General features: G+C 55.2%; 27 protein-coding genes. 17 read left to right on the top strand and 10 right to left on the bottom strand.

The window, feature by feature from the left end:
• The first annotated feature begins 67 nt into the window (after positions 1 to 67).
• Entirely contained in the window at positions 68 to 385 is a 318-nt protein-coding gene (locus VHE34_RS20900; protein ID WP_325591410.1) for a hypothetical protein, read from the top strand.
• Between the two features lie 314 nt (positions 386 to 699).
• Positions 700 to 1,149, top strand: a complete 450-nt coding sequence (locus tag VHE34_RS20895; protein ID WP_325591408.1) for a hypothetical protein — start codon at positions 700 to 702, stop codon at positions 1,147 to 1,149.
• Position 1,150: 1 nt separating this feature from the next.
• Here VHE34_RS20895 and VHE34_RS20890 read toward each other — a convergent pair whose 3' ends face one another.
• Complete coding sequence (locus VHE34_RS20890; RefSeq protein ID WP_325591405.1) at positions 1,151 to 2,701, bottom strand: amidase; 1,551 nt, start codon at positions 2,699 to 2,701, stop codon at positions 1,151 to 1,153.
• A 358-nt stretch (positions 2,702 to 3,059) separates the two neighbouring features.
• Between VHE34_RS20890 and VHE34_RS20885 the strand changes: the two genes are divergently transcribed.
• The 3 genes from VHE34_RS20885 to VHE34_RS20875 all read left to right on the top strand — a co-directional run bounded on the left by VHE34_RS20885 (position 3,060) and on the right by VHE34_RS20875 (position 6,704).
• On the top strand, positions 3,060 to 4,187 hold the full coding sequence (locus tag VHE34_RS20885; protein WP_325591402.1) for a hypothetical protein: 1,128 nt from the start codon (positions 3,060 to 3,062) through the stop codon (positions 4,185 to 4,187).
• 30 nt (positions 4,188 to 4,217) lie between these two features.
• A complete protein-coding gene (locus VHE34_RS20880; protein WP_325591400.1) occupies positions 4,218 to 5,054 on the top strand; it encodes an OmpA family protein in 837 nt (278 codons plus the stop codon).
• A 144-nt stretch (positions 5,055 to 5,198) separates the two neighbouring features.
• Positions 5,199 to 6,704, top strand: coding sequence for a trypsin-like peptidase domain-containing protein (locus VHE34_RS20875; RefSeq protein ID WP_325591398.1), 1,506 nt, complete (start codon positions 5,199 to 5,201; stop codon positions 6,702 to 6,704).
• A gap of 49 nt (positions 6,705 to 6,753) precedes the next feature.
• On the opposite strand, the gene VHE34_RS20870 is transcribed toward VHE34_RS20875, so the two are convergent.
• Positions 6,754 to 9,135, bottom strand: coding sequence for an ABC transporter permease (locus VHE34_RS20870; protein WP_325591396.1), 2,382 nt, complete (start codon positions 9,133 to 9,135; stop codon positions 6,754 to 6,756).
• Positions 9,136 to 9,270: 135 nt separating this feature from the next.
• On the opposite strand from VHE34_RS20870, the gene VHE34_RS20865 reads away from it, so the two are divergent.
• Together VHE34_RS20865 and VHE34_RS20860 are read left to right on the top strand one after the other, a co-directional pair.
• Positions 9,271 to 9,840 carry an adenylate kinase family protein gene (locus VHE34_RS20865; RefSeq protein ID WP_325591394.1) on the top strand — a complete coding sequence of 190 codons (570 nt, stop codon included), beginning with the start codon at positions 9,271 to 9,273 and terminating at the stop codon, positions 9,838 to 9,840.
• 39 nt (positions 9,841 to 9,879) lie between these two features.
• Positions 9,880 to 10,398, top strand: a complete 519-nt coding sequence (locus VHE34_RS20860) for a hypothetical protein (protein ID WP_325591392.1) — start codon at positions 9,880 to 9,882, stop codon at positions 10,396 to 10,398.
• Here the strand turns inward: VHE34_RS20860 and VHE34_RS20855 are convergent.
• The 4 genes from VHE34_RS20855 to VHE34_RS20840 form a co-directional block, all read right to left on the bottom strand.
• Complete coding sequence (locus VHE34_RS20855) at positions 10,365 to 11,027, bottom strand: suppressor of fused domain protein (RefSeq protein WP_325591389.1); 663 nt, start codon at positions 11,025 to 11,027, stop codon at positions 10,365 to 10,367. The two genes, VHE34_RS20860 and VHE34_RS20855, sit on opposite strands and share 34 nt — an antisense overlap.
• A gap of 63 nt (positions 11,028 to 11,090) precedes the next feature.
• Entirely contained in the window at positions 11,091 to 12,404 is a 1,314-nt protein-coding gene (locus VHE34_RS20850; protein ID WP_325591387.1) for a hypothetical protein, read from the bottom strand.
• A 108-nt stretch (positions 12,405 to 12,512) separates the two neighbouring features.
• Entirely contained in the window at positions 12,513 to 14,198 is a 1,686-nt protein-coding gene (locus VHE34_RS20845) for a M56 family metallopeptidase (protein WP_325591385.1), read from the bottom strand.
• Entirely contained in the window at positions 14,195 to 14,605 is a 411-nt protein-coding gene (locus tag VHE34_RS20840; protein ID WP_325591383.1) for a BlaI/MecI/CopY family transcriptional regulator, read from the bottom strand. Before VHE34_RS20840 ends, VHE34_RS20845 begins: the two co-directional genes overlap by 4 nt.
• A 144-nt stretch (positions 14,606 to 14,749) precedes the next feature.
• On the opposite strand from VHE34_RS20840, the gene VHE34_RS20835 reads away from it, so the two are divergent.
• Both VHE34_RS20835 and VHE34_RS20830 read left to right on the top strand, forming a co-directional pair.
• Positions 14,750 to 15,730, top strand: a complete 981-nt coding sequence (locus VHE34_RS20835) for a GlxA family transcriptional regulator (RefSeq protein ID WP_325591379.1) — start codon at positions 14,750 to 14,752, stop codon at positions 15,728 to 15,730.
• Positions 15,731 to 15,814: 84 nt separating this feature from the next.
• Positions 15,815 to 16,126, top strand: a complete 312-nt coding sequence (locus VHE34_RS20830) for a DUF6799 domain-containing protein (RefSeq protein WP_325591375.1) — start codon at positions 15,815 to 15,817, stop codon at positions 16,124 to 16,126.
• On the opposite strand, the gene VHE34_RS20825 is transcribed toward VHE34_RS20830, so the two are convergent.
• From VHE34_RS20825 to VHE34_RS20815, 3 genes are all read right to left on the bottom strand, one after another.
• Positions 16,123 to 17,364, bottom strand: a complete 1,242-nt coding sequence (locus VHE34_RS20825) for a TCR/Tet family MFS transporter (protein ID WP_325591372.1) — start codon at positions 17,362 to 17,364, stop codon at positions 16,123 to 16,125. The two genes, VHE34_RS20830 and VHE34_RS20825, sit on opposite strands and share 4 nt — an antisense overlap.
• Positions 17,365 to 17,428: 64 nt before the next feature.
• Positions 17,429 to 18,466, bottom strand: coding sequence for an oxidoreductase (locus VHE34_RS20820; RefSeq protein WP_325591368.1), 1,038 nt, complete (start codon positions 18,464 to 18,466; stop codon positions 17,429 to 17,431).
• A 64-nt stretch (positions 18,467 to 18,530) separates the two neighbouring features.
• Complete coding sequence (locus tag VHE34_RS20815) at positions 18,531 to 19,478, bottom strand: AraC family transcriptional regulator (protein ID WP_325591365.1); 948 nt, start codon at positions 19,476 to 19,478, stop codon at positions 18,531 to 18,533.
• A gap of 120 nt (positions 19,479 to 19,598) precedes the next feature.
• On the opposite strand from VHE34_RS20815, the gene VHE34_RS20810 reads away from it, so the two are divergent.
• The 8 genes from VHE34_RS20810 (at position 19,599) to VHE34_RS20775 (ending at position 25,183) form a co-directional block, all read left to right on the top strand.
• The gene (locus VHE34_RS20810; RefSeq protein WP_325591362.1) at positions 19,599 to 20,174 is read left to right on the top strand and encodes a Crp/Fnr family transcriptional regulator; all 576 of its coding nucleotides are present in this window, start codon (positions 19,599 to 19,601) and stop codon (positions 20,172 to 20,174) included.
• A 69-nt stretch (positions 20,175 to 20,243) separates the two neighbouring features.
• On the top strand, positions 20,244 to 20,765 hold the full coding sequence (locus tag VHE34_RS20805; RefSeq protein ID WP_325591358.1) for a YceI family protein: 522 nt from the start codon (positions 20,244 to 20,246) through the stop codon (positions 20,763 to 20,765).
• An 11-nt stretch (positions 20,766 to 20,776) separates the two neighbouring features.
• On the top strand, positions 20,777 to 20,995 hold the full coding sequence (locus VHE34_RS20800; protein ID WP_325591355.1) for a 4-oxalocrotonate tautomerase family protein: 219 nt from the start codon (positions 20,777 to 20,779) through the stop codon (positions 20,993 to 20,995).
• A 4-nt stretch (positions 20,996 to 20,999) separates the two neighbouring features.
• Positions 21,000 to 21,734 carry an SDR family oxidoreductase gene (locus VHE34_RS20795; RefSeq protein ID WP_325591353.1) on the top strand — a complete coding sequence of 245 codons (735 nt, stop codon included), beginning with the start codon at positions 21,000 to 21,002 and terminating at the stop codon, positions 21,732 to 21,734.
• A gap of 1 nt (position 21,735) precedes the next feature.
• Positions 21,736 to 22,188: a nuclear transport factor 2 family protein gene (locus VHE34_RS20790; protein WP_325591351.1), complete on the top strand. Its 453-nt coding sequence runs from the start codon at positions 21,736 to 21,738 to the stop codon at positions 22,186 to 22,188.
• Positions 22,189 to 22,200: 12 nt separating this feature from the next.
• Positions 22,201 to 23,286 carry a nitronate monooxygenase gene (locus tag VHE34_RS20785; RefSeq protein WP_325591349.1) on the top strand — a complete coding sequence of 362 codons (1,086 nt, stop codon included), beginning with the start codon at positions 22,201 to 22,203 and terminating at the stop codon, positions 23,284 to 23,286.
• Between the two features lie 5 nt (positions 23,287 to 23,291).
• Positions 23,292 to 24,149: an SDR family NAD(P)-dependent oxidoreductase gene (locus VHE34_RS20780; protein ID WP_325591347.1), complete on the top strand. Its 858-nt coding sequence runs from the start codon at positions 23,292 to 23,294 to the stop codon at positions 24,147 to 24,149.
• A gap of 23 nt (positions 24,150 to 24,172) precedes the next feature.
• The gene (locus VHE34_RS20775; RefSeq protein ID WP_325591345.1) at positions 24,173 to 25,183 is read left to right on the top strand and encodes an alpha/beta hydrolase; all 1,011 of its coding nucleotides are present in this window, start codon (positions 24,173 to 24,175) and stop codon (positions 25,181 to 25,183) included.
• Positions 25,184 to 25,210: 27 nt separating this feature from the next.
• On the opposite strand, the gene VHE34_RS20770 is transcribed toward VHE34_RS20775, so the two are convergent.
• Complete coding sequence (locus tag VHE34_RS20770) at positions 25,211 to 25,636, bottom strand: DoxX family protein (protein WP_325591343.1); 426 nt, start codon at positions 25,634 to 25,636, stop codon at positions 25,211 to 25,213.
• Positions 25,637 to 25,640: the final 4 nt, after the last annotated feature.

The raw sequence follows: 25,640 nt of genomic DNA, 5'->3' as shown, positions 1-25,640 counted from the left end.
TAAGGCAAGTTTGCTTATCTTGTATGAAACCCAATGAACCCTTTATGACATTGTTTGCCCTTTTCCTATGCGAATGCCGTGCGTGGTGTTGTTTTCTTGTCATAAGAATAATGCGAGGCCGGCGACGCCGCCTGAGGATACGACCGGGACGGCAGGTGGGCCGGGTACGACCGGTACGATGAAGATATCGCTGACTTTACCAAATGCACTTGATAACTGTGAACTGATCGTCAGCGAGACGGGGGGCAAAGTGCTGTTAGATACTGTGGCTCCGAACGGCACCACGATCAACGCAACCTTACACACGAATGCAAGCCTCGTCGACGTCTCCACGACGCTCAATACCAGCCCCCGGCTATTTCGATGGTCACTTACAAGGGCGTAAATCCAACCGGTTGGAAGACGGCTGTTGCCGGAACCCTTCCGATTGTGGTCGTGAAGCCGACGACGAAGGTCGCTGCCGAAATCTTGTAAAAACATGTTCCGACCACCGACCGCCTCCAGTTTTACGACTTTGTGCCGGGAAGCCTTGGGTTTAGTTATAGCCTGACCTATGATTCGGTAGACATTAACTATGGACAGGTGGCCGGAAACACGAGCTTTCTCCTTTTTCCATCAAAGGGATTGTATATTGCCTATATTCCAAAGGGTTGGGACTTTCGAGACCTTCCGCAGGTAATGTTCCCGACCAGGACAAAGATGGAAAAGTACGCTGTGTCTGCCAATTTTAGCTCACCGGCGACCAAGGAATCATACGCCCTCTACAATTATGGCCCTGCCGTCAATACAACCGCGGATTATCCCGCTTCCGGCGTGTATTCCATACACTCCGCTCAGAAGGATAATTTTTCCGCGACCTTTATCGGCATCAAACCCAGTTACTACAATCTTACCCTAACGAGTGGAAATTTACACTGGCAACTTTATGCCTCTCCGGATTCCGCCATAGTGAATCCGTTAGCATTGATAACCGCGCAGAATAGCAAATTGCTGCAAGGGCAGAGTTTTGGTACACTGTCCCTCAGTGCGTTTGGTTATTTGAACGTGCCTGGATTAGGGTTTTCCGATTATTTTAATCTCGCCACTGATCCGGTGCTGATTCAAAACAAGTACGTCATGCATTGGGACGGCTACGGTAAGACTTTCTAACTTACCTGGCCAGTTCCGGGAACCGTTCCGGCGGGCGCCGGTGCTGGGTCGCCTGTTGGTACCCGTACGTGATGCGGATCAGCGTGGGTTCGTCGAAGGGCCGGCCGAGGAACTGTAGCCCGGCGGGCAGATGATCGTAGGTGAAGCCCATGGGGATCGTGAAGGCGGGCTGGCCTGTATGGGGGGCGATGATCTGGCTATTGTCCCCTTTATAGCCTTTGAAGTCGCCGATCTTTGCCGGCGGGTTGTTCCAGGTGGGATAGATCAGTGCGGCCACTTTGTATCTGTTCATCGCAGCCACCACCGAGTCGCGGAAGGCGATACGCCGCGGATCGGTATAGGCGTCGCCGCAGGCATGGGTAACCGCATCGGTTCGCACGCCTTTGTCCAATTCCTCATGGATATCTTCTTTGATGTAGTCCGAATATTTTCCCGAGGCGACGATCTCGCGCAAATTCTTTACGGGGGGCGCCGGGTCCTGGTTGGCGAGGTAGTTGTCGATGTCCTGCCGGAAGACTTCACACCATTGGTTGGCGGCGAGGGAATCGAAATTCCCAACGGTGACATTGTCGACGATGATGGCGCCGGCATGACGCAGATCGATAATGGCCTTTTCGAAGAGGGCTTTTACCTGCGGATCGGGATCGCGTTCGCTCAGGGTGCGGAAGACGCCGATGCGGACCCCGCGCAGTCCCCGCTTGTCGAGGTACTGGGTATAGTTTACGGGGATCCGGCCGCTGCTGTAGCGGGTGATCGGATCGGCTGGATCATACCCCACCATTACTTCGAGCAGCCGCGTCGCATCCTCGACCGTGCGGGCCATCGGTCCGCCCATATCGTTCCGGAGGTAGAGCGGCACGATGCCGTCGCGGCTCAACAGGCCGATGGTGCAGCGAAAGCCGACGAGGGAATTGTGCGAGGAAGGGCCGCGGATGGAATTGCCCGTGTCCGTACCCAGACCCGCCTCACCGAGATTGGCCGCGACGGCTGCCGCTGTGCCGCCGCTGGAGCCGGCCGGGACATAGTCGAGATTGTAGGGATTGTGGGTTTCGCCGGCAAGGCTGCTGATGGTGACCATCGGGCTAAACGCCCATTCCGCCATATTCGATTTCGCCAGCACGATGGCCCCTGCGTCTTTGAGGCGGCGCACCAGTGTTGCATCGGCGGCCGGAGTGTACCCTTTTAATGTCAACGAACCGGCTGCCGTTTGCAATCCCATGGTGTTGTAGTTATCCTTTACGATCAGCGGGATGCAATGGAGGGGCCGCAATTGATGCGTACGGGCGTACTCTGCATCGAGACCGCGGGCGATGTTCAGCGCATCGGGATTGGTGAGAACGATGGCATTGAGACCGGTGGGTTTGTCATAGGCGGCGATGCGGCGTAAATATTCGTTGACGAGTCCCTCACAGGTGCAGGTCCTGTTCTGGAGAGCCCGGTGAATAGTGGAGATCGTCGTCTCGACAACGGGAATGGCATTTTTTGCGGTCGTATCCTGGGAAAGGCCCGGCAGATAAAGACTACAAAAAAGGATCAGGTAAAGGGGTCTCATGCACGGTTGTTTGGTCAGGTGAATTTAAGAATTCTTTAGGTTATTTCCCGGTTAAGCGAATTCATATGGGTTAAACCTATTCTTCCCTCCACCCTCTTACTTGTGAAACTTAAAATTTACAATCATGAAAACGACATTAAAACTATTCCTGTTGGGCCTGGTCATCGCAACCAGCCTTACTTCCTGTGTAGTCTATGAACGTCCTTATCACCATCATTACTACTATCGCTAATCGAGTACCCGGAGCGGGTAGTGAACTGGCCGCTCCGGGAATTAACGAACCGTTGGCGTCTCTTTAGCGATCATTTAACAGGCAACCTGTTCAATCGGGCTTATCTTTAAAGGGCAAGCCTTAAACATGAGAGCACCCCTGACCCTGGCTGCACTGGTTGCCGTCAGCCTTGCCGCCGCCCAAAGCCCAAAAGGCGCTGTCTTTCATGGGTCGATCTACCGATCCCAACAAGTGTTTATCGACTGTGCCGGGGCGTTGCCCCGCCTTTACGACCGGCGGGAATTCGATTCCATTGCCTTTTATATTCAGCAGAGGATTAAAACCAGTCCTGGATTTCAGCCGGACCTTTATGCACTGCGTATCCTTTGGGAAATCCAGCAGCACCGGTTCGCGCCGGACTCTGCGCAGGACGCCTTTTTGTATTATGGTTTGGATGCCTATGTCCGGGCGGCGGAGGTCAGCCAGAGTGAGGGCGGATACTTTGGGATGTTCGCCACGCCGGACTACGATCCGCGGCCGGCTTATCAGCAAGAGTTTGCCACGCTTGCTCACTGGGCGGAGGACCTGATCGAGACAAGGCGGCTTGGCAATGCCGAATCCTTTCTCTGCCGGACGTTCGCCGGGGATTTCGAACATCCGCGGGAGGCCGCCCGCGCGGATAAGACAGGTTATTGGCAGATCAACTCGATGCTGGACGCCAGTGCGGTCAACCGGCGGAAGGCCGGTGTATTGAATCTGTATGGCGGAGCGGGTATCTGGATCCCGAAGGGCCGGCTCGCGCTGTTCGGCGATCACCCCAGTATTACGGCTGTGGGGATAGGGAAGAAGTACTGGAATTCCGAATGGGATTTCGTCATGGCGTTCCGGTTTGTCCATACGGCGCAGCCTTATAACGTACTACGGCAGGACTCCGTCTACAGCGTCGATAATTTCTTTGGTGGGTATATCGGCATCGACTATACCCGGTACCTCCTTCACGCGAAGCGTCTCGAAGCGGGTGTTGTTTGCGGCGTCGGTTTTGACGGGTTCGATGTCAACGACCACTATAGCGACGCCACCCCGACGGGTCCCCCGCCGCCTACAAGTATCAATTCCCTGAACCTCAACCTGGGCGGGAAGATCAATGTCTACCTCGGTCCAAAGCACTATATCGGTGTTATCGGACGGTATAATTTTATCCAGTATTCCAACCCCGGCGGAACGCCTCTCGACGGCAATGCCGTCGCTGTCGATCTTATTGTCGGATTCAATTGAGTTCCCGTCCCTTTTTACTATCTTGTAGGTATGCATACAACGACCCGATGCATAGTGCTTGCCATTGGAATTTTCGCCGGGGTGATGGGCAGCGCCCAGCCGGCGAGGACCGATACCTTTATTTTTCATTTTGCTTTTGACCATAGCGAGATCAGGCCGGTGGACAGTTCCGCCCTGCGGCGCTTTCTTGGCGACTTTGCCATCGACTCCATCGCCATCACGGGGTATACCGATACTGTCGGCCCTCCGGAATACAATCAGCGGCTTTCCCAGCGCCGCGCCATGGCGGTGGGGGAGTTGTTGCAACATGTGTTGCCGACGGATATGGGCACGCCTGTACACCTCGAAGGCCGGGGTGAAACGGAGCCCTTGCCGGGTGATGACAGTGAAAGCCGCCGGGTAACCGTTGTCTTCTGGCGCCGGCCACCAACTCCGCCGCCGCCGCCGCCCGTCGTCGCCCAACAGGATACTCCACGGGACGTATCCGAGCCCGACACCATCCTGCGGCTTGACGATATCCGCTTCTATGCCAATACTACCAACCTGACGCAATCCGCGCAGATGATCCTGCCCAGACATATCAACTATCTTCTCACGTTAAAGGATCGTTTTCTCGAGATCGACGGGTATTGTAATTCCCCGGGGCCGTTGTTAAAGCCAACAGACCCACTCTATATCCTGTCGGTAAAGAGGGCGAAATTCATCTACGACCAGCTGGTCGAACAGGGTTTTGACCCTGACCGGGTTATCTACAAGGGGAAGGGAAACGCCAATCCGCGCAATGCGCATCCGACGACACGGGATGAGATGGATAAGAATATGCGGGTGGAGATCAGGGTTTTCAGGGTTCGGCCGAAGCCGGATTAAGGCATTCTCAATTTGCAATGTTTTAACGGGCGGCGCGTGTGATACGTGCCGCTTTTGCTTTAGAATATGTTTAACATCAAAGACAAAACGATTCATCTACGAAGGCGTTAGTATATCATTAAACACATCTAAAAGCAAGACATCATGAAAACGAAAAGCAAGGCAATCCTTCTCGGCGCAGCCGCATTGATCGGAGGTTTTGTGTTATTTGCCAATGGGAAGCCGGCCGTATCCAACAGTATCCTGGACGAGCCGAAAGCGCCTGTTGTCAAGACCGCATATACCTCTGCTCCGGGTGTTCAGCCGGTAGACTTTGAAAAGGCGGCATCGGCGGCCGTACCCTCCGTCGTCCATATCAAGACGACGATGAAATTCAAAGAAGTAGCCGGCCGGCCCGGCCGGGGTGATGAGCAGGATCCATTTGGCGGAATGGGCGACGATTTCTTCCGCAGGTTTTTTGGTGAAGGCGGCGGCCGTGCGGTTCCGCAACCGGACCAGAGGGCTTCCGGCTCGGGCGTCATCATCAGCAGCGATGGGTATATCGTCACCAATAATCACGTTGTCAATGGCGCGACCAATATCACGGTGACGCTGAACAATCGCAGGAATTACACTGCCAAGGTGATCGGAACCGACCCGAATACCGATCTGGCCCTGATCAAGATCGACGGTAAGAATCTTCCCGTCATGAACATCGGCAACTCCGATGACGTGAAGCTCGGGCAGTGGGTTCTGGCCATCGGCTATCCGCTGAACCTCGACGTCACGGTGACCCAGGGGATCGTCAGCGCCAAATCCCGGAACATCGGGATCAATACCCAGGCCAGCGCACCGGTAGAATCCTTTATTCAAACGGACGCGGCCGTTAACCCCGGCAGCAGCGGCGGCGCCCTGGTGAATACCAATGGCGAGCTGATCGCTATCAACTCGGCCATCGCTTCTCCCACCGGTTCTTTTGCAGGTTATGCGTACAGCATTCCTTCCAACCTCATGAAGAAGGTCATCGGTGACCTCATGAAATACGGCTCCGTACAGCGTGGCTATCTTGGGATCAGCATGGCACCGGAAGGGCTAGATGACGCGAAGAAGAAAGAATTGGGGATCAATGATGACGTAGATGGTATCCATATCCTCGAAGTAAGTCCTCAGGGAGCTGCCGATCAGGCCGGCCTCAAGAAGGGTGACGTTATCGTCAAGATCGACGATCAACCGGTCAACACCGACGCCCGGCTGGCCGAGCTCATCGCCCGCCAGAAACCCGGCGATAAGGTGAAGATCACTTATGTTCGCGGCGGTTCGCAGCATGACACCGAAGCGACCTTAACCGGTAAAATGGGCAGCTTTGCCAGCACGAAGAGTGCTGCGGTAGAGTCCCTGGGTGCTGATTTCTCCGATCTGAGCAAGGAGGACGCGAGCAAGATGGGTGTCAGCGGTGGTGTCGTCGTGAACAATATCCACGATGGCGTCATCAGCAATCAGACCAATATGCGGTCCGGATTCGTCATCACAAAGGTTGGCGGTATCCCGGTTCACAGTGTGGCCGAGCTCAAAGACGCTCTTGGTAAACAAAGCAGCAATTTCCAGATCGAGGGTATTTATCCCGGTAGTGATGAAGTCTACTACTATGGTATCAATGACTTTCGGAAATAAATAAATGCCGTATGAATGAACCAGGCCACCTTTCGGGGTGGCCTTTCTTTTAATCGGTCCGTAATGCTTCGACCGGGTTTTTCCGTGCGGCGCGGATTCCCTGCCAGCTTACCGTCAATAAGGTGATCATTAATGCTCCAACCGCGGCGGCCGCGAAGATCCACCATGGCATAGTGGAGCGATAGTGATAGTGCATCAGCCAGTTACTCATGAAATAGCGGCCCAGCGGAAGGGCAATGAACAGGGAGATGGTGACCAGCAGGAGGAAGTCCTTGCTGAGCAGGACCCAAAGATTGGCAACGGATGCACCCAGCACCTTTCGAACCCCTATCTCGCGTTCCCGCTGACCCGCCATAAAGGAGGCCATTCCAAACAGACCGAGACAGCTGATAAAGATCGCGAGGCTTGCAAAGATGCCGGCGAGGCGGCCAACCCTTTCTTCGTTGGCAAATTTCCGGGCGTATTCGTCGTTGGCAAATTTACACGCGAAGGGAACTGCAGGCGAATAGGTCTTGCAGACTGCTTCCAGGGCCCGAACGGCGTCATGGGCATTGGCCCTGGGATCGATCCGGAGGTCGACATAGTCGAAGGGGCCGGGGCCTAGTTTGAAGATTGTTTGTTTCGCCGGTTCGTAGGGCGAGCTCATGACCATATCCCTGACCACGCCTACGACGGTGAGATCGGATTTCCCGACCTTGATCCGCTGACCGATGGGATCTTTCAGGCCCATATATTTTACGGCGGCCTCATTCAAAACGATGCCCGCCGAATCCGTGTGAAATTGACTGCCGAAATCCCGTCCCGCGGTAAATTGCCAGCCCACGGTTCGGCCGAAGCCGGTGGTTACCCCGATGAATCCGAAATCGGGGGACATGGAGGGGTCCTTGCCTTGCCAGCTCACCTTGCCGGTGTTGTTCCATATCGCCGTGGTCGGGCTGGTGGATTCGGAGATCCCGGTAAACAAACCGCTTCGTAGCAGGTCATTGCGGAAGGCGGCAAAATGATCGTGCAGGTCGGTGGTAGACGTTTCGATGTATAGCAGCCCGTCGCGGCTGTAACCGATGGGCCGGTCCCGCGCCCATTTGATCTGGCGGAAGACGACGACCGTCCCGATGATCAGCACGACCGAGACGGTAAACTGCAATACCACCAATACCTGCCGGGGAATTGCGGCCGAACGGCCGGCCTTGAAACCGCCTTTTAGCACTTTCATGGGTTGGAACGAAGAAAGATAAAGAGCCGGATAGCTTCCCGCGATGATGCCGGTGACGACCACAAACGCCAGGGTAAGTCCCCAAAAGTACAGATTGTTCACCGGCAGTTGTATCTTTTTGGCAGCGATGTCATTGAAGAAAGGAAGGCTAAGCCAAACCAGCAGCAGAGATACTGCAAAGGCCACCAGCGCCATGCCTAGGGATTCGGCAAAAAACTGGATGATCAGCTGGGCGCGCAGGCTACCGATGGCCTTGCGGATGCCAACCTCCTTTGCGCGCTTTTCGCTTCGGGCGGTGGAGAGGTTCATGAAGTTGATACAGGCGAGCAGGAGAACGAAGCCGCCGATGATCCCGAAAAGCCATACGTATTGGATCGCGCCGCCGGTATTGATCCCGTTTTTGAACTCAGAATACAAATGCCACCGGCTCATCGGCTGAAGGAATAATTGTGGATTCAGTTTGGCCTGACCCGGGCCCGCATGATCGAGGATCAGGTTGCGGATGCGCGCCGAAAGCCGATCGATGTCTGCCCGGTCATTCGCCTCTACATACATGAAAAGCGAATTATCGCTCCAGTCGGTGGGGCTGCGGCCGATCCAGTTGGCGCTGGCGGTGAAAAAATCCCAGGGCGCCATAAAGGCCATATCGTGGAAGGTCGTGTTGTCGGGAAGATCCTCATATACTCCGGCCACTTTGAAGCCGGCTTTGTTGTCCAGTGCAATTGTCTTGTCCATCGGATCGGCCTCGCCAAACAGCGCCTTTGCGACCGAGGCCGAGATCAGCATCGAGCCGGGTCCTGCGAGTGCGCCACGCGTACCTTTCAGCATATGCAGCGACAGCATGTCCGGGGCTTCCGAGCCGACAAAATTCCCGGTAAAGCTTAGTTTTTTTTCACCCACGGAGAGGACATGATTCTCCGTCCAGGCCGTCATGACGATGTGCTTGAAATCCGCTCCGAAGTTTTTCCGCATTTCCGACTCGAGCGGCAGCGGGATGACGCCGCCTGCGTGGACATGGCCGTTGATCGTGGTCCTTTGCATGACTGCGGCGATGCGGTCATAGTTAGGATGATAGTGGTCGAAGCTGATCTCATCGACAATCCAGAGTCCGATGAGGATGGCGACGGCCATACCGACCGAGAGTCCCGCGATGTTGATGACGGAGTGCGCCCTGTTCTTTCGAAGATTGCGCAGTGCGAGGGTGAAATAGTATTTCATGGAGAGTGTGGGCCAAAAGAAATGCCAGAGCAGTAAAATACTGATATTGAGTCATTTACTATTTGATATACGAAGCCTATCGTTCATTTTCGGACAGTGGTTGTCCGGATGCGGCGATTCGTATATTTGCGGTCCATGAAAATCGTAATCGTTACGGGACCACCCTATTCCGGTAAAGGCACTCAATGTGAGATCATCAGCAAGGAATTACATTATACCCATGTTTCTACGGGTGACCGTTGCCGGCAGGAGAAGGAGCGGCGAACCGAGATCGGGCAGATCATGTCCCGATATGAGGAAAAGGGCGATCTTGTCCCGGACTCCGTTATGAAAACGCTTTTCGGCCAGATCCTTGACGAGAACAAACAGCGCGACGGCATCCTGCTCGACGGTTATCCACGGACGAAGCCGCAGGTGGACCATCTGCTGGAGCTTGTTGCGGCAAAGCACCTTGAGATATCGCTTGTCATCAATATCGAGGTTCCGCGGGAGGAGCTGCTCAGCAGGGCGATGAAGCGGGCTGAATCGTCCACCCGTGAGGACGACCGGGATCCGGAGACCCATCTAAAACGGGTGCGCATCTTTGAGAACCAAACTCTTCCGGCGATAGCGTATATGAAGACCAGGATCACCGTGGTCGATATCGATGGTATCGGGAGTATCGGGGAGATCACCCGGCGGATCAGTGCCGCTTTGAAATCTTGAATTTTTGTTGTTACTTTGTAATTCAAAGTGCTTTTTGCCATGAATTACACTACCCCTATTCAACAGGAGAGAGTTATCCGGCGTTGGGTGCTCTCCTTTATCGTTGCGCTGGCATTGAGTGGATTGACCGCCTTTGCGGTCGAGACCGAGCTGGGATGGCTGCTCGATCACTGGCCACCCGATCCCCGCGGTTCCCTTCGCATTTGGGCGCAGCTGGTATACCAGGCCTTGCAGGACAGCAACACCCGTTATCCGTTCTTGGCCTATGGCTACGACTGGCTGGCTTTCGGGCATCTGGTCATCGCGCTGTTCTTTATCGGGGTGTTTCGGGATCCGGTGCAGAATAAGTGGGTCCTGGGCATCGGCATGTGGGCTTGTGCGGGGGTGATTCCCCTGGCGTTCATTGCCGGGGCTGTGCGGGGGATACCGATCTGCTGGCGGCTGATCGATTGTTCGTTTGGAGTTATCGGTCTGGCGCCGTTGGTGATCTGTTATAATAAAATCGGACGGCTGGAGAAGATCTATCAGACTACGGGTTCCCTGTCCATGTCGGAGTAGGGATAATGTCCCGCAGCTTTCAACTTTTCAAGCAAGAATTGACTTCCGTGGTTGCGGGCATATTGCATTTCTTCCGGAAAGAGTTCGGTGACCAGCAGTAGCCCGTGTTTTTGGTCGCCGATGTAAAACTCTTTTCCGTCGGGGGCGTATTCGTCGAAAACGAGGCAGGTATTGGGTTGGTTGTCCCGGGGGATCTCGCAGGTCTCTCCGGGTTCCAGTTTGGCTTGCATTGAATAGAAACCGATACTGGTGAATATGCCACACATCCGCCGTTCGATGCGACTAAAAGGAGTCTCTGTCTCCGACTGGATATAATCCAGTTTTGTAAACCCGACCAGCTCGTAGGTACCCATCCGGTTGGGAATGGGTCCGGATCCATCGGGTTGCAGCAGCTCCATTGTGGCGAATCCGGTTCCCGGGATGCCGTTGGGATAGTAATACATATCTACCGCCCCTCCTACCTCAAAGGGAATGATCGCGTGACCGACCATGGGATGCGAGGCCCCCAACACCCGTTCCAGACCCGCAGACTTCAGTTCATAATGCTGTTCCCATTCTTCCTGTGACCAATTGTTCTCACGTAAAAGCTCAGGTTTTTTCCTTTTGAACAGCATCCTGAAGAAATTCATGGCAGACGTAGTTTATTTAAAGCAATATACTGCGTCTGCCATGAACCGTTTGGATAATTTTTCTTACATCCCCGAATCCTTCAGCCGCACGTATTCGTCGATCGACAGGTTCTTCAACCCTTTTTCCTGCAGACCTTTTATATAGCCGGCGCTGACGCCATGGTCGCGCAGCATCACGGCCTTGCCGAGGGAGAGATCTGTAAATCCGAGCGTCTTGAATTCGCTGACGAAGGAGGCGTTGACGCCGTGATCGCGGAGTTCGACCAGGCGGTCCAGCGAAATGTCTTTGTAGCCGAGGCGCTGGAATTCGCGGATGAAGTCGGTGTTGACGCCATGGTCCCGCAGCTCGACGGCGCGTTTCAGGGAGACATCGGGATAGCCGAGTTCTTTCAGCTGGGCGATGAAGGAGGGGCCGACACCGTGATCCTTTAGTTCCTGTGCTCCATCCAGTGTCACATCTTTATGGCCGGTGCGCTGTAATTCCCGCAGGAAGTCGAGGCTGACGCCATGATCTTTCAGCTCGGTGGCCCGGTCGATGGTGACATCCCCGTAGCCCATCTCTTTCAGGCCGCGGATGTACTCCACCGTGACGCCATGGTCGCGCATCTCGAGCGCTTCATCCAGGGTGATCTCCTTGCCGCCGGCCTTTTTCATATCCGCCACATATTCGGGGGTGACGCCGTGGTCGCGGAGCTCAAGCGCCTTTTCGAGTGAAAAGCCTTTATAGCCCATTTCGTGGAAACCGTTGATAAATTTTGGCGTCACTCCGTGCTCGCGCAATTCGATGATGCGGTCGATGGAGACCTTTCCATAGTCCTCTTTTTTGAAGAGATCGAGATAGCCGCCCAGCACGTTGCGGTTGACATTCTGGAAGGCGAGGTCCTTCAGTTGGTCCATTGTCACGCCGGTGTAGCCATTTTCCTTCATATAGCCGAAGTATTCCTTGTTGATGTTGGTGAAGAACAGGTGGATCATCAGCTCTTCGTTTACTTCCTTGAAGCCCTGCTGTTGCAGGAAGGCTTTGAAATCGGCGTTCTCCTGGAAGATGTAAGTGCCGTGTCCCTTGTTGCCGATGAAGACCCCGCTGAAGGTGACCGTGCCGGGATCGCGTTTTACGATAAAGGAACCTTCCTTGCCGGTTGGCAGGGTCCCCAACTCACTCAGGAGGAAGGTGCCGCTGCTGCTCCAGTGGAATCCGCCGAATTGGATGTGGGCTTTGTCTTCGTACACATAAGCCCCCCAAAGGCCGGGGTTGTCGTGATAGTTGTCAAACCAGGAATCATCGTCGTCGGATGATCTGTGTTGTGCGCCCGCGCTTGTGACCGAAAGCAGGGCAATCGCCATCAGGGAAAAGATGGACGCGAATGATCTTTTCATAATAGTCATTTTTAAATAATAGACAATACTGTTTGCCGATGGCAATCGGGCCATCGCGCGATGATGCGAAAGGATTTCTCTGTGTGTAGCGGGCTTCTTTAGACTAGTCTATTCCGTGGGATTGATACCGGCATCCCTCAACTTGATATAATCGTTCAGCTCGAAAAGTTTTCCAAATCTTTTTCTGCATGCGGCGATATAGTCCGCGGTGACTCCATGATCCCTCAGCATTTGCGCTTTCTCCAGGGAGATATGCGAAAAACCAATATCATTGAGTTGGGCGATGTATTCCGTAGTCACGCCATGATCGCGTAATTCGACGGCCCGATCGAGTGCGAGCGGCTGGTAGCCCATGTTGACAAGGCTTTGGATGTATTCCACGGTCACACCATGGTCGCGCAATTCGATGGCCTGGTCGGGGCTGATAGCGGTATAGCCCATTTTCCGGAAGCTGAGAATAAAGTCGGCGGTGACGCCATGTTCCTTCATTTCGATCAGCTTGTCCAGGGAAAGATTGCGGTAGCCGAGGTAGGTCGCTCCGGTTGTGTCGACGGATGTATCGGTGGATTTATCGACGGACTCACCGGGTGTTGGTTCGTCATTCGTAACAGCGGCCTGAACGGGTTTAGGTTGATGTTTGGCCGGTTTTTTCACGCCTTTGATGGTCGTGTCCGCGGCCGGCGCCGGCCGCGTTATCGCCTTTTGGCGAGCGACGGTGGCGGGCTTCACGGTCTCCGGTTCCCGGCTATGGTTGATCGTCACGAAGGCGGCGCAAAGCACCAGGAGCGCTCCCATCAGGACGGCCCGTTCCCCGGCGTTGAGGGAATGATTGGTCTTATGTACGATCCGTTTTACGCGCTTCACCACCTGGTTGTCCTTATTCCCGGCAAAGGCTACGGCGAATTCGCCATCCCGCTGCCGGTACTCATGGAAGGACACCAGGGCCTCTATCAGCTGCCGCCGGCTCCGGGTTTCCCGGATGGCGACATCGTCACAGCAATTCTCCCGCTCGGTGCGGATCAGCGAGGAGATCCAGATCAGCGCGGGATTGAAGAAGAAAAGGGTATCGACGATATGCTGGACGAGATTGAACAAATAATCCCGCCGGCGGATATGCGCCAATTCGTGCAGGAGGATGGATTCGACCTGGTCGGCCGGAAGGTTGGTCAGCATCCCGATGGGGACCATTACGGCCGGCTTTAGCACCCCTACTACAACGGGGACCTTGATCAACGCGGATTCCAGCAGGATCACAGGCCGGCTGATGCGTAGTTTATCGATCAGCTGATCCAGCCGCTCCTGCCATTGCAAGGGGGCCGTTCTTGTCTGATAATAGCGGATGCGTTGCGCATAGACCAGGCCGGACAGCAGCCGCACGAAGCGGGCAAGGAATATAATGAACCAGACCAGCACGACCAGCGCGGCATGGGCATTGAAATATTCTACCAGGGATTCGATGGCATTGCGCATCACATGCGTGGAAGACTGCCCTTCACCAATAGCGGGGTTCACCGGGTGGGCGAGGTCAAGACCCGCAGCCGGGCCTGTTGCGTGCAGGACCGGGATCCCGGTGGCGGCGCCCGCAGCCCGTAGCTGGAGATAGAACGTAGCGCTGCTGGCCAGCAGGAATAGGATCATTCCGCAGCACAGCAAATTGTACCTGAGGGCGGCGCTGGCCTTCTTTGTCAGTACGAGTATCGTCCCGGCCACCACGGCGAGGATCAAGCCCTGCCACAGGGAGTGCAACAGGGTCCAGCAGAGGGCGCGCAGCAGCATGTCCGGGATCATATTCATTTCTCATCGTCCAGTTTGGCCAGTAAATCTTTGATGGTGTCCCAATCCTTATGGGTCGTCTTTTCGTTTCCGAGCAGCTCGAGCATCAGGCTTTTTACACTACCTGCGTACATCGTGTCGACAAACTTCTTCAGCACTACTCCCCGGGTCTTCTGCTCTTCCAGCACCGCGCTATATATATGCGTCATGCTGCTCTCGTCGCGTTGGACCATCCCTTTCTCATGCATGATCTGCATCAGTTTCAGGGTGGAGGTGTAGCTCAGGGATTCTTTTTGCCGGTTCAGCTGGTCGTTGACAAAACGGACCGTCGACGGTCCATATTTCCACAGCACCTGCAGGATCTCCAGCTGCGCCCGTGTGGGTTCGCCGGGATCGTTCGAGTCGACGGACGTCTTCTTCTTGTTCATGGGTTAAAGATATAATAAATAACGTACGAAAAAGGTTATAGGTTTGTTTTAACGTTTCTTTAACAGTTTGCAAGCAGCCATTCTCTGTCCATATTGACTCGTTGCCGGGGCGATTTGGACAGGCCTTTTTCTTACATTTATCCTATGAAACAGCTGATCATTCTCGTCCCCAACGGCCACCACAACCTGAGCAGCGTTGTCGGTTCGTTCAAGATCTTCACCCGGGCAAATGACTATTGGAAGCGGCTCGGGCGCGATCCCGTCTTTGACATCCGGCTTGCCGGCACCTCGAGGCGGGTCGACCTTTACGATGGGCTCTTCTCGGTCAAGCCGCATCTTTCGATAAAGGCGGTGAAGCGTTGCGACCTGGTGATCATTCCTTCGCTGAATCATCAATACCAGGAGGTGGCCAGGAAATACCAGCCATTGGCCGGCTGGATCCGGGAGCAATATGAGAAGGGAGCCGAGATCGCCAGTATCTGTACCGGGGCATTCCTGCTGGCCGCCTCGGGGCTGCTCGACGGCAAGAGCTGCTCTACGCATTGGAGCGCCGCCGAGCAGCTCAGGACCCATTTTCCCTATGTGCGGCCGCTGGAGGGTACGTTGATCACCGACGAAAAGGGCATCTATACGAACGGCGGCGCCTATTCCTTTCTGAACCTGGTCCTTTATCTGATCGAAAAATATTATGACCGCGACACTGCCATCTATTGCTCGAAGGTGTTCCAGATCGATATGTCCCGGGACAGTCAATCCCCCTTCATCATTTTCAGCCGGCAAAAGGATCATTCCGACGAGATCGTCTATCAGGTGCAGCAGCTGATGGAAAAAAACCCTTCGGAGCATTATTCGATAAAAGAGCTGGCTTCGAAATATGCGGTCAGCCGCCGCAATTTTGACCGGCGTTTTGTCCTTGCTACGGGGAATACGCCGCTGGAATATCTCCAGCGAATACGGATCGAGGCGTCGAAAAAAGCGTTTGAGAACAGCCGGAAGACCGTCAATGAGGTGATGTATGAAGTGGGTTACCAGGATTCCAAGGCCTTCCGGGATGTGTTTCGGAAGATGACGGGGTTATCACCGCTGGATTACCGGCGGCGATATCATAAGGAGAACTCCGTGTAGCGTATAAAAAACCTTCTTTCCCTATACTATACCCGAAGCCGGGGACGTTTTATGGCCGTTAACCTCGTACCCTAAAACCCCGATATGAAAAAGCTTACCCTTTTCGTAGCCTTTTTTGCCTTCTCTTTGGCGCTCTTCGCCCATTCTTCTTCGAATGTTCCCCGTCCTCCCCGTTCCTACATCATGATGGTGCACGGAAAATTAGTTGAAGTCGACCGCGGCAAGCGGAAGCGCGTCAGGAAGGACGTCATCCTCGTCAATCATACGACCATCCATCCCAATGGGTCCATCGATGCCGGGAGCGGCGAAAGCCTTCAGTTGAAGGAAGGACAGTACATCACGATGGATGGAAGGATCCGCAATCTGAAAGACATGGGTCGTCATCATTATCATTAACGGACCATCTCCGGACGCCGGCGCCTGTCCTTGCTGAGCACGGGCGCCGCGATCAGCACGGCCATCAACATGAACAGCGCGCCGAGCAGGAAGTGCATGCCCGGGAAGTAAAACGGTGCGCTCTTGCTGCTGAAGTAGGCGAAGGTGCCGCTCATGATCAATGGGCCGATGATCGTCGTAAAACTCATTAATCCCGTCAGGGCGCCCTGTAAGGCGCCCTGTTCGTTTGGCGCTACGTGTCCCGAGATAACGGCTTGCAATGACGGGCTGCAGAGTCCGCCCATACAATAGGGGATGAGGAAGACGAACATCATCCAGGTTTGCGATGCGAATGCGAAAAGCACCAGGCCGATCGTATACATAGAAAGTCCGAGATAGATACTTTTCTCATTACCGATCCGCGGGTTGATGACGCGTGTCAATCCGCCCTGTACGGCGCCGACGAGCACGCCTACCATTGCCAGTGAGATGCCGATAAATTTGGGCGTCCAGCCAAAGCGATAGGCGGTGAAGAAATTCCAATTGCCCTGAACGGCCTGTACGGCCAGGTAAATCAGGAAGAAGCTGAATGCCAGGCCGCCGATGCTTGGATGAGTGAACAGGAATTTCATCGACCCGAAAGGGTTGGCGCGTTTCCAGTCGAATGCCCTGCGGTTTTCCTTGCTCAGGGATTCCGGGAGGACGAAAAATCCGAAGAGGCAATTCACCAGGCAAAGTACGGCGGCGCCCCAGAATGGCGCCCGGATGCCCCAGTTGGAAAGCAGCCATCCGAGTGCGGGGCCGAGGACGAAGCCGAGGCCAAAAGCCGCACCGATCATCCCGAAATTTTTTGCGCGGTCGGTGGTGTCCGTGCTGATATCGGCGATATAGGCGCTGGCGGTCGTAAAGCTGGCGCCGGTGATACCGGCGACGGCCCGACCCAGGAAGAGCCAGCCATAGGCCGGGGCGGTCGCTTGAATGATGTAGTCGAAGCCGAATCCCAACAATGCGAACAGCAAAACGGGCCGGCGGCCATACCGGTCGCTCAGGTTTCCGATGATGGGCGAAAAAATGAATTGCATGGACGCGTAGGCTGCCAACAAATAGCTGCCATAGGGGCTGGCCTCGTTGAAGGGTATCCCTTTCAGTTGGGAAACGAGTTCCTGGCTTACGGGTATGATCAGGCCCCAGCCCATACAATCGATAAGGAGTGTGACGAAAATGAAGCTGAGCGCGGCCTTTTTGTTGGATGTTTGCATAAGATCAGTATGCAACAAACTTACACGAAAAAGGTCAGACCGGGCAATGGCATTTCCGTCCAATTTACGGGGTGATTGCGACACCGGTGAGCTCCTCGCTGAGTGTCCACAGCCGGTTTGCCATGACCGGATCGACGGCATAGGCGAATACGCCATTGGGCCGTCCTTCGGAAGGCCGCGAAACTTTTCGCATTTCCTCTTCTTTCTCCGCGGGGATCAGGGGGGAAATATCGCTGTTCTCGCAATAGACCCCGCCCCTACCCGCGAGATTGGGACTAGTGGCGCACCAAACGTTCGTTGCGGCGCCCTGCTGGATCGTCTTCAGTCCCCGCGATGCATCGAGTATAGGTCTGTCCTGTTCGTCGAGTACGCCTGTCCTGCGTAGGTCTTCCAGAGAGATATGCCGCGAGAGATCGGTTCCGACTATCGTGCCGGGATGCAGGGAGAAAGCGCGTATTCCTGCCGCCTGGCCGATCTCGTCCAGTTTGACGGCAAAGAGGATATTGGCTGTCTTGGATTGACCGTAGGCCAGCCAGCGATCGTACGACCGGTGTGCAAAATTCGGGTCTTCGGGATCGAGGGGCGAAAAACGATGGCCCCAGGAGGAGACCGACACCACGCGGGCGCCGCCTGCCCGGGCCAGTGCGGGCCAAAGCCGGAGTGTCAGTTGAAAATGACCGAGATGGTTTGTGGCAAATTGGGATTCGCAGCCGCGGGCATCCCGGGTCAAGGGGGTGGCCATGATGCCGGCGTTGTTGATGAGGATATGAAGCGGCCTGCCTGTGTCGAGGAATCCTTTTGCAAACGCATCGACCGATTTCGGATCCATAAGATCCATATCCGCGAGTTCCACCCGCATTCGCCCCGGTTGCCCTGCCGCTATGATCCGGTCGATCGCGGCGGCAGCTTTTGTCTTATCGCGGGCGGGGATGATCACGGTTGCGCCGGCGTCCGCGAGGGCGCGTACCGTTTCCAGACCGATGCCGGCGTAACCCCCGGTAACGACCGCCGTCTTGTCCCTGAGATCGATGCCCCGGATCACGTCGGTGGCGGTAGAAGCGGCTCCAAACCCGGAGCCGATGGGTGTTTGTTCTGTTCTCATTCCGCAAAGTTACCCCGGACCGCAGGGGTCTTCCTTGTGCGAAACAAACCAATCCTTGTAAAAATCAAACCTGGGCGGTCCTGGCGGGACCGTTTTTTCGGGGCGCCGTGACAGTGGCCTGCCGGATTGCGGAGGGACTTGTCTTCATCCGCTTGCGGAAGAAATTGTTGAAATGCGCCTGATCCCGGAACCCCAGGTCGTAGGCGATCTCCGCGATCGTCCTATTGCTGTGCTGCAGCATCGCGTTGGCTTCTGCTGCGAGCCGGTCTCCGATATGGTCCGTCGTCGTCTTACCCGTTTCCTTTTTCACTGCCCGGTTGAGATAATTGATATGGATCGCCAGTCGATGGGCAAAATCCTTTGGCGTGCGGAGGAGCGGCCGGTCGCTGAAAGGCTCTACGGGAAACTGTCGATCCAGCAGTTCGAGGAATACGGTGGTGATCCGCGCGGTGGCGCTGACCTCGGCGGGACGATATACCAATGGCGCCAGCCGCATGGCGTAATAGATGAGTTCGATCACGTAGGCGCGGATCAGTTCGTATTTATAGATATAGTCCGAGTTCAGGGTGTCCTGCATCTTCCGGAACAGGCTTGTTACTTCGGCCAGTTGTTCCGCATCGAGAGAAAATACGGGTTTGGCCCCGGGAAGGAACAACGGGATATCTTCGAGGTGGGGCCGCAGGGCACCGGTAAAGAAACCCTGCTGGAAGACACAGAAGAATCCGCGTATATCCTTTGGAACCGACCCGTAGGCATAGGGGACGCGCGGGTTGAAGAAGAGCAGGGTATCGCCGCCGACCGGGATGCTCTCGTCGCCGAAATGAAAGACGCCCGTGCCCTGAAACAGCATGATCTTATAAAAGTCGCGCCGGACATAGGCGGGATAGACCTCGCCGCTACGTAGCCGGTCTTCGATTGACACGACATTGAAATGCTGCGGCGGTGACGCCGTCCCCGCTCCGCAGGTGTTGATGCGGTTGAACTGATCGAAGGATTGTGTGGTGAAAGCCATGCCAGCGCCTTTTTGCAAATTTCGTACAATCCCCGCAATCAAAACCCAGTTGATTTCGACAATGATTCCTCGTTTACGGACAGGGGATAGCCAATATATTTGCTGTACTTTTGAGTTCCAATGCAGGCCGAACAACTCCTGAAAGAGCATGTCGCAAAATTGGCTTCCCTGACGGAGGAAGAGTTCGCCCATTTCTTTTCCCATTTTAAACCGCACTCTTTTAAAAAGGGGCAGGTGGTGATCCGGGAAGGCGATAAGGTGGATGTGGAGTACTTTGTCGTCTCCGGCTGTCTGAAGGCTTTCTTCATCAACGATGACGTGAAGATGCATATCCTGCAATTCGCCATGCCGACCTGGTGGACCTCGGACTATAACGCCCTATATACCCGGACAAAGGCGACGATCAGCGTCGACTGCATAACCGATGTGGAACTACTGAGCCTGTCCAATACCGACCGGGAGAAACTGTGCGATGAGCTGCATTCCGTGGAACGTTTTTTCCGGTGGCGTACCAATAAGGGCTTTGTGGCCGCCCAACGGCGATTGCTGTCCCTGATGAACAACGACGCCAGGGCCCGCTATGAAGAATTGTTGAATCTCTACCCGCAACTGTATAGCCTTGTCCCTAAACACCTGATTGCCGCCTACCTGGGAGTTTCCCGGGAAACCCTGAGCCGTCTTTACCATTCCCATTGAATTGTGATCTACATCACGCAATTCCGCCTGCTGCCCGTAGTAGCTTTGTGTCATCAAAAACAAATAACAATGAAAACGGAACAATTCAACATTGTTGCTGCAAAAAGCAACATCGACTGGGTAGGCCGGAAAGTCACGGGCGCCCACAACGGTACCATCGGTATTAAGAACGGTTCGCTGACCCTCACCAACGGCGCCGTCACTGGCGGCCAATTTACGATCGACACGCGGTCCATCAAGATACTGGACGTCACCGACCCTGCCACGAACGCACAATTCGCCGGGCACCTGGCCTCGGAGGACTTCTTCGCCTCGGAAAAGTATCCCGAAGCCAGCTTCGAGATCACGGGGGTGATCGGTGATCATATAGAAGGGAATCTTACGATCAAGGGCATCACCGGGCCGGTAGGCTTCGATGCAGATGTAAAGGTTGCCGGCGATACGCTTACCGCATCGGGGAAGGTCGTGGTGGACCGGACCGTGTACGGAATGAAGTTTCGTTCCGGGAATTTCTTCAAAGACCTGGGGGACACGCTTATCTACAATGATTTTGACCTCGATGTAAACATCACGGCAAAAGCCGTCGCTTAAAACCTTTCGTTATGCCTTATGTAAAAATAGAGGTGACCCGCGAGGGCGTCACCCGCGAACAGAAACAACAGTTGATAAAGGGCGTGACCGACCTTATCACCCAAGTGCTGAACAAGGACCCGCATCTGACCCATGTCGTCATCCAGGAGATCGGCCTGGACGACTGGGGTTATGCAGGGGAGCAGGTGTCCGTACTTCGGGAACAGGGGGTCACCGCCGACAAAAAATAGGATCATGAAAAGACAAACGATCATCGTAACCGGAGCGTCCTCCGGTATCGGTAAAGAAGTAGCGCGATATTTTCTGGAAAAAGGCGATAATGTCGTCATCAATTCCGCAACGAAGAGAAAGCTGGAAGAGACCTACGAGGAGCTTGGCGGGGGCCCGAATCTCGCCATGGTGGCCGGTGACGTCAGCCATAAGCATACGGGCGAGCGGTTGATCGCCACCGCCGTCGAAAAATTCGGGTCTGCCGATGTCCTGGTGAACAACGCCGGGATCTTCGAGACAAGGCCCTTTCTGGAAGTGGATGAGGATTATCTGGATCGGTTCCTCCGCACCAATCTGAAAGGCACATTCTTCACTACACAGGCCGTCATCCCGCAGATGCTGAAACAGCGCGACGGTGTCGTGATCAACATCGGCACGCCGTTGGTCAATCACGGTCTGGGTGGTGTACCCGCGTCCGCGCCCTTGTCCAGCAAAGGGGCGATCCATTCGCTGACCGTTCAGCTGGCGGCCGAATTCGGCAGCCGGAACATCCGGGTGAACACCGTCGCCCCCGGTACCATCCGAACCCCGATGCATGGAGCGCACAGTGATTCGATGGCGGGTCTTGCCCTTGTCAACAGGGTCGGCGAGGTGCAAGACATCGCCGAGATGGTGTACACCGTTGCGAAGAGCAATTTTATCAACGGAGCCATTATTAACGTGGACGGCGGCATGGGCGCCGGCCATAATCTTAACTGATATGCGAACCCTTTTATTCACCGCTTTGTTGTCCTGCCTGTGGTGGGGCGGCAAAGCTCAAACACCAGCAACAATGGTAACGCAGGAAAAAGATTCGACGGCGATCGCCCAGTCGCTCGAGAATATTTACTTCAAGGGTATCTATGAGGGCGATGTCGACCTGTTGAGGCAGTTGTATCATCCCGGTACGCTGCTCTTTGGGGACGTCCAGGGAAAGCCTTATGCGAAAAATCTCGAGCAGTACCTGGACGGTGTGAAGAACCGGCAAAGCGTACGGGATTCCGGCAAGCCTTTCAAGGGCGAGATCGTCGATATCCGGATCATCAACAGCATTGCCGTGGCCGAGCTGAAGGTGAAAATGTACGATTTCAATTACCATGAATTCCTGTCCTTTCATAAGATCGACGGTAAATGGCTTATCGTCAACAAAATGATCAGCGACGTAATTCAATAAACATCTTGCATCATGTGGTACCAAACGAAAGCTACGCGGTTGCTGAACATCGACTATCCGATCCTGCAAGGCCCGTTTGGCGGTGGTCTCTCCTCGGTTGAGCTGGTCTCCACCGTTTCCAATGCCGGCGGGCTTGGGGGCTATGGGGCTTATACGATGTCTCCGGAGGAGATCTATGCCATCGACCGGCAGATCAGGGCCGCGACCGACAAACCCTACAATCTAAACCTCTGGGTTTCGGACACCGACGCCCCGGGTGGGTTGGCGACCGAAGACCAGCATAAAAAGGCAAAGGAGCGATTCGGCGCCTATTTTGACGAGCTGGAGATCCCTTTTCCGGAGAAGCCTGCACCGTTCGCCTCGCGGTTCGCCAACCAGTTGCAGGTAGTGCTCGATATCCGGCCCAAGGTGTTCAGCTTTATGTTCGGCACCTTACCTGCGGACGTTCTCGAAGAATGCCGGAGCAAGGGCATCGTGACCGTGGGCGCCGCGACTACGCTGGATGAAGCGCTTGCGCTGGAAGCTTCGGGAACGGATATGATCATTGCCTCGGGCTTTGAAGCCGGCGGGCATCGGCCTTCCTTTTTGGATTCCGCTGAGGCCTCTACTACGGGGACCTTTGTGTTGGTGCAGCTGATCCGTGAAAAGGTGAAGATCCCGGTCATTGCCGCTGGCGGCATTGCGACCGGCCGGGGGATCGCCGCTGCAATGATCCTGGGCGCCGATGCAGCACAGATCGGTACCGCGTTCCTGGCCACTGATGAGTCCGGCGCCTTGCCGATCCATAAGGAAATGCTTTTTTCCGACGCGGCGAAATATACGATGCTTACCCGTGCCTTTACCGGCCGGCTGGGCCGTGGGTTGACCAGCAGGATCAGCCGGGACCACAGCGGCAAGGAACCCGCCCATCTTCCCTTCCCTTTGCAAACGACCCTGATGTCGTCCCTCCGTAAGGCCGCCCTCGATCGTCAGAAATGGGACATGATCCTTTTCTGGGGCGGCCAGATCGCGCCGTTGCTAAAGCATAGAAAAGCCAAACACCTTATGAATTCGCTGATCGAAGAGACCACGGAAGTTTTCAATCACCTGAAAAAATAATCGCTATGGATACCTCAAAAGTCTGGTTCGTCACCGGGGCTTCCCAGGGATTGGGCCTGTACCTGGTAAAAAAGCTGTTGGACAGCGGTTACCGCGTTGCTGCGGGCTCGCGTCGCGTATCTGTCTTAAAAGATGCCGTCGGCCTTATCGACAGCAACCGCTTTCTCCCGCTGGCGCTCGATCTGGGCAACCCGGATTGTATCGAAGACAGCGTCCGGGAGACGATGGCCGCGTTTGGGCGGATAGACGTGCTCGTTAACAATGCCGGTTATGGGATGGCCGGCGTCCTTGAGGAGACCAGCGACCAGGACATCAGGGCTATCCTGGATGTCAATCTCTTTGCTGCGATGGTCATGACCAAAAGGGTGTTGCCTGTCTTCCGGGCGCAGGGTTCGGGCTATATCCTCAATATCGGGTCCGTCGCAGGCTTTGTCGGTGCGCCGGGATGGTCGGTCTATTCCGCGACGAAGGCAGGTCTGGCGGCCTTTACGGAGGTGCTGGCGCTGGATCTGGCGGAATTTGGTATCCGGGTCACCGTCGTCGAGCCTGCGGGCTTCCGCACCGGCTTTCTGACGGAAGGCTCGCTTGCGCTGACGGAATCGAAGCTGGAAGGTTATGAGGCCGTGAAGAATGCCCGGGAGCGATATCTTGCTATGAATGGCCGGCAGCCGGGCGATCCGGAGAGGGCAGCGGAGATCTTTATCGACTGTGCGGAGCGACCCGATCCGCCGTTGCATCTTTTTCTCGGTGCGGACGCTTATGAACGTGCGTCCAGGAAGCTCGCCACGATGACGGCGGAGCTGGAAAACTGGAAGCCTGTCACGATCTCGGCCGACTACACCAAAGAAAGCATCACACAATAAAAAAAGAAAATATCAAATAGAACATGCAAACCAACCAAAGCCGCCGCAAGTTCCTTGGGGCCGCCGCTCTCGGCCTCGCTTCCACGCAAATGAGCTTTACGGAGGTCCTTTCCTCCGTTCGGGTGGGACCGGCCCCGCTCACGCCACTCGGTCCGATAAAACAGATCAATGCCGGTCCGCTGGATGTGGGCTATGTCGATGCGGGTCCTGCCGATGGTCCGGTCGTCATCCTGCTGCATGGCTGGCCTTATGATATTTACAGCTATGCCGATGTGGTTCCCTTGCTGACCGCGAGGGGTTACCGGGTGATCGTACCCTGGCTTCGCGGCTATGGGACTACGCGCTTCCTCGACGCCAATACCATCCGCAACGGCCAGCAGTCGGCTTTTGCCGCAGACACGCTCGCGTTGATGGATGCCCTCTCGATCAAAAAGGCCGTTGTCGGCGGGTTTGACTGGGGCGCCCGTGGGGCGGATATCATGGCCCTGCTTTGGCCAGACCGGGTGAAGGGCATTGTTTCCGTCAGCGGTTATCTTGTCGTCAACCTCGAGGCCAACAAGCAGCCGCTGCCCCCCAAGGCAGAGTTGGGATGGTGGTATCAATATTACTTCGCAACCGAACGCGGCCGTGTGGGCTATGACCGGAATCGTCATGAATTCAACAAGCTCATCTGGAAGCTCGCGTCGCCCAAATGGAATTTTGACGACGCCACGTACGAACGGACGGCGGCGGCCTTTGACAACCCCGATCATGTCGCCATTGTGATCCATAACTACCGGTGGCGTCTTAGCCTGGCGCCCGGCGAGCCGCAGTACGATGAGCACGAAGGGACGCTTGCCACCGGGCCCGTGGTCACCGTTCCGGCCATTACGATCGGCAGCGATTTCGACGGCGCCAATGTGGACGGAAAGGCCTATGCTAAAAAGTTCACCGGGAAGTATGAGCATCGCATCCTCAACGGGATTGGACATAATGTACCGCAGGAAGCTCCACAGGCTTTTGCGCAGGCGATCATCGACGTGGATAAATTTTGACCGGGGTGACGCGTTTTGCGATCGGCATTATTGGCCGAGCGCCGGCGTGGCAGCTACGATCCTGTCGGGGTCTCCGGCCCAAGCCATCCTGCGCCGCCAATAATAATAGGACAATACTCCTGCAGCGACCCATATCAACAAGGAAAGCATCGCCGGATCGAATTTATCTTCGACCGCAATATTGGAGTAAATGGCCCCGGCCAGGTCGAAGAACAAGCCTGCATAGGCCCATTCTTTGACCCGGACCAAGCCGGGAATAAGGATCGCGATGCAGCCGAGCAATTTGGCGATGCTTATAAAGGAGATAAAATACACGGGATAGCCCATCCCGTCATGCATCACTTTGATCGCGGCGTCGGTGGGCTTTATCCCGCCGACGGCGGAGAACAACATCAGCGCCGCAAATAAGATAGTGAAGATCCAGTACAGGATAGTAAGTGTTTTGAGTTTCATATTT

The sequence above is a fragment of the Puia sp. genome, from assembly GCF_035546395.1.
Lineage (GTDB): Bacteria > Bacteroidota > Bacteroidia > Chitinophagales > Chitinophagaceae > Puia.
Note: the sequence above shows the minus strand (reverse complement) of the source record. Positions and strands in the feature narration are given on the sequence as shown.

Excerpts from the sequence above, each read along its gene's own strand:
- VHE34_RS20825 (WP_325591372.1), bottom strand. The coding sequence starts at position 17,364 with ATGCAAACATCCAACAAAAAGGCCGCGCTCAGCTTCATTTTCGTCACA.
- VHE34_RS20820 (WP_325591368.1), bottom strand. The coding sequence starts at position 18,466 with ATGAGAACAGAACAAACACCCATCGGCTCCGGGTTTGGAGCCGCTTCT.
- VHE34_RS20900 (WP_325591410.1), top strand. The coding sequence starts at position 68 with ATGCGAATGCCGTGCGTGGTGTTGTTTTCTTGTCATAAGAATAATGCG.
- VHE34_RS20800 (WP_325591355.1), top strand. The coding sequence starts at position 20,777 with ATGCCTTATGTAAAAATAGAGGTGACCCGCGAGGGCGTCACCCGCGAA.
- VHE34_RS20870 (WP_325591396.1), bottom strand. The coding sequence starts at position 9,135 with ATGAAATACTATTTCACCCTCGCACTGCGCAATCTTCGAAAGAACAGG.
- VHE34_RS20780 (WP_325591347.1), top strand. The coding sequence starts at position 23,292 with ATGGATACCTCAAAAGTCTGGTTCGTCACCGGGGCTTCCCAGGGATTG.
- VHE34_RS20775 (WP_325591345.1), top strand. The coding sequence starts at position 24,173 with ATGCAAACCAACCAAAGCCGCCGCAAGTTCCTTGGGGCCGCCGCTCTC.
- VHE34_RS20885 (WP_325591402.1), top strand. The coding sequence starts at position 3,060 with ATGAGAGCACCCCTGACCCTGGCTGCACTGGTTGCCGTCAGCCTTGCC.
- VHE34_RS20860 (WP_325591392.1), top strand. The coding sequence starts at position 9,880 with ATGAATTACACTACCCCTATTCAACAGGAGAGAGTTATCCGGCGTTGG.
- VHE34_RS20810 (WP_325591362.1), top strand. The coding sequence starts at position 19,599 with ATGCAGGCCGAACAACTCCTGAAAGAGCATGTCGCAAAATTGGCTTCC.
- VHE34_RS20880 (WP_325591400.1), top strand. The coding sequence starts at position 4,218 with ATGCATACAACGACCCGATGCATAGTGCTTGCCATTGGAATTTTCGCC.
- VHE34_RS20795 (WP_325591353.1), top strand. The coding sequence starts at position 21,000 with ATGAAAAGACAAACGATCATCGTAACCGGAGCGTCCTCCGGTATCGGT.
- VHE34_RS20805 (WP_325591358.1), top strand. The coding sequence starts at position 20,244 with ATGAAAACGGAACAATTCAACATTGTTGCTGCAAAAAGCAACATCGAC.
- VHE34_RS20895 (WP_325591408.1), top strand. The coding sequence starts at position 700 with ATGGAAAAGTACGCTGTGTCTGCCAATTTTAGCTCACCGGCGACCAAG.
- VHE34_RS20890 (WP_325591405.1), bottom strand. The coding sequence starts at position 2,701 with ATGAGACCCCTTTACCTGATCCTTTTTTGTAGTCTTTATCTGCCGGGC.
- VHE34_RS20865 (WP_325591394.1), top strand. The coding sequence starts at position 9,271 with ATGAAAATCGTAATCGTTACGGGACCACCCTATTCCGGTAAAGGCACT.
- VHE34_RS20875 (WP_325591398.1), top strand. The coding sequence starts at position 5,199 with ATGAAAACGAAAAGCAAGGCAATCCTTCTCGGCGCAGCCGCATTGATC.
- VHE34_RS20835 (WP_325591379.1), top strand. The coding sequence starts at position 14,750 with ATGAAACAGCTGATCATTCTCGTCCCCAACGGCCACCACAACCTGAGC.
- VHE34_RS20855 (WP_325591389.1), bottom strand. The coding sequence starts at position 11,027 with ATGAATTTCTTCAGGATGCTGTTCAAAAGGAAAAAACCTGAGCTTTTA.
- VHE34_RS20785 (WP_325591349.1), top strand. The coding sequence starts at position 22,201 with ATGTGGTACCAAACGAAAGCTACGCGGTTGCTGAACATCGACTATCCG.
- VHE34_RS20815 (WP_325591365.1), bottom strand. The coding sequence starts at position 19,478 with ATGGCTTTCACCACACAATCCTTCGATCAGTTCAACCGCATCAACACC.
- VHE34_RS20850 (WP_325591387.1), bottom strand. The coding sequence starts at position 12,404 with ATGAAAAGATCATTCGCGTCCATCTTTTCCCTGATGGCGATTGCCCTG.
- VHE34_RS20830 (WP_325591375.1), top strand. The coding sequence starts at position 15,815 with ATGAAAAAGCTTACCCTTTTCGTAGCCTTTTTTGCCTTCTCTTTGGCG.
- VHE34_RS20770 (WP_325591343.1), bottom strand. The coding sequence starts at position 25,636 with ATGAAACTCAAAACACTTACTATCCTGTACTGGATCTTCACTATCTTA.
- VHE34_RS20845 (WP_325591385.1), bottom strand. The coding sequence starts at position 14,198 with ATGAATATGATCCCGGACATGCTGCTGCGCGCCCTCTGCTGGACCCTG.
- VHE34_RS20840 (WP_325591383.1), bottom strand. The coding sequence starts at position 14,605 with ATGAACAAGAAGAAGACGTCCGTCGACTCGAACGATCCCGGCGAACCC.
- VHE34_RS20790 (WP_325591351.1), top strand. The coding sequence starts at position 21,736 with ATGCGAACCCTTTTATTCACCGCTTTGTTGTCCTGCCTGTGGTGGGGC.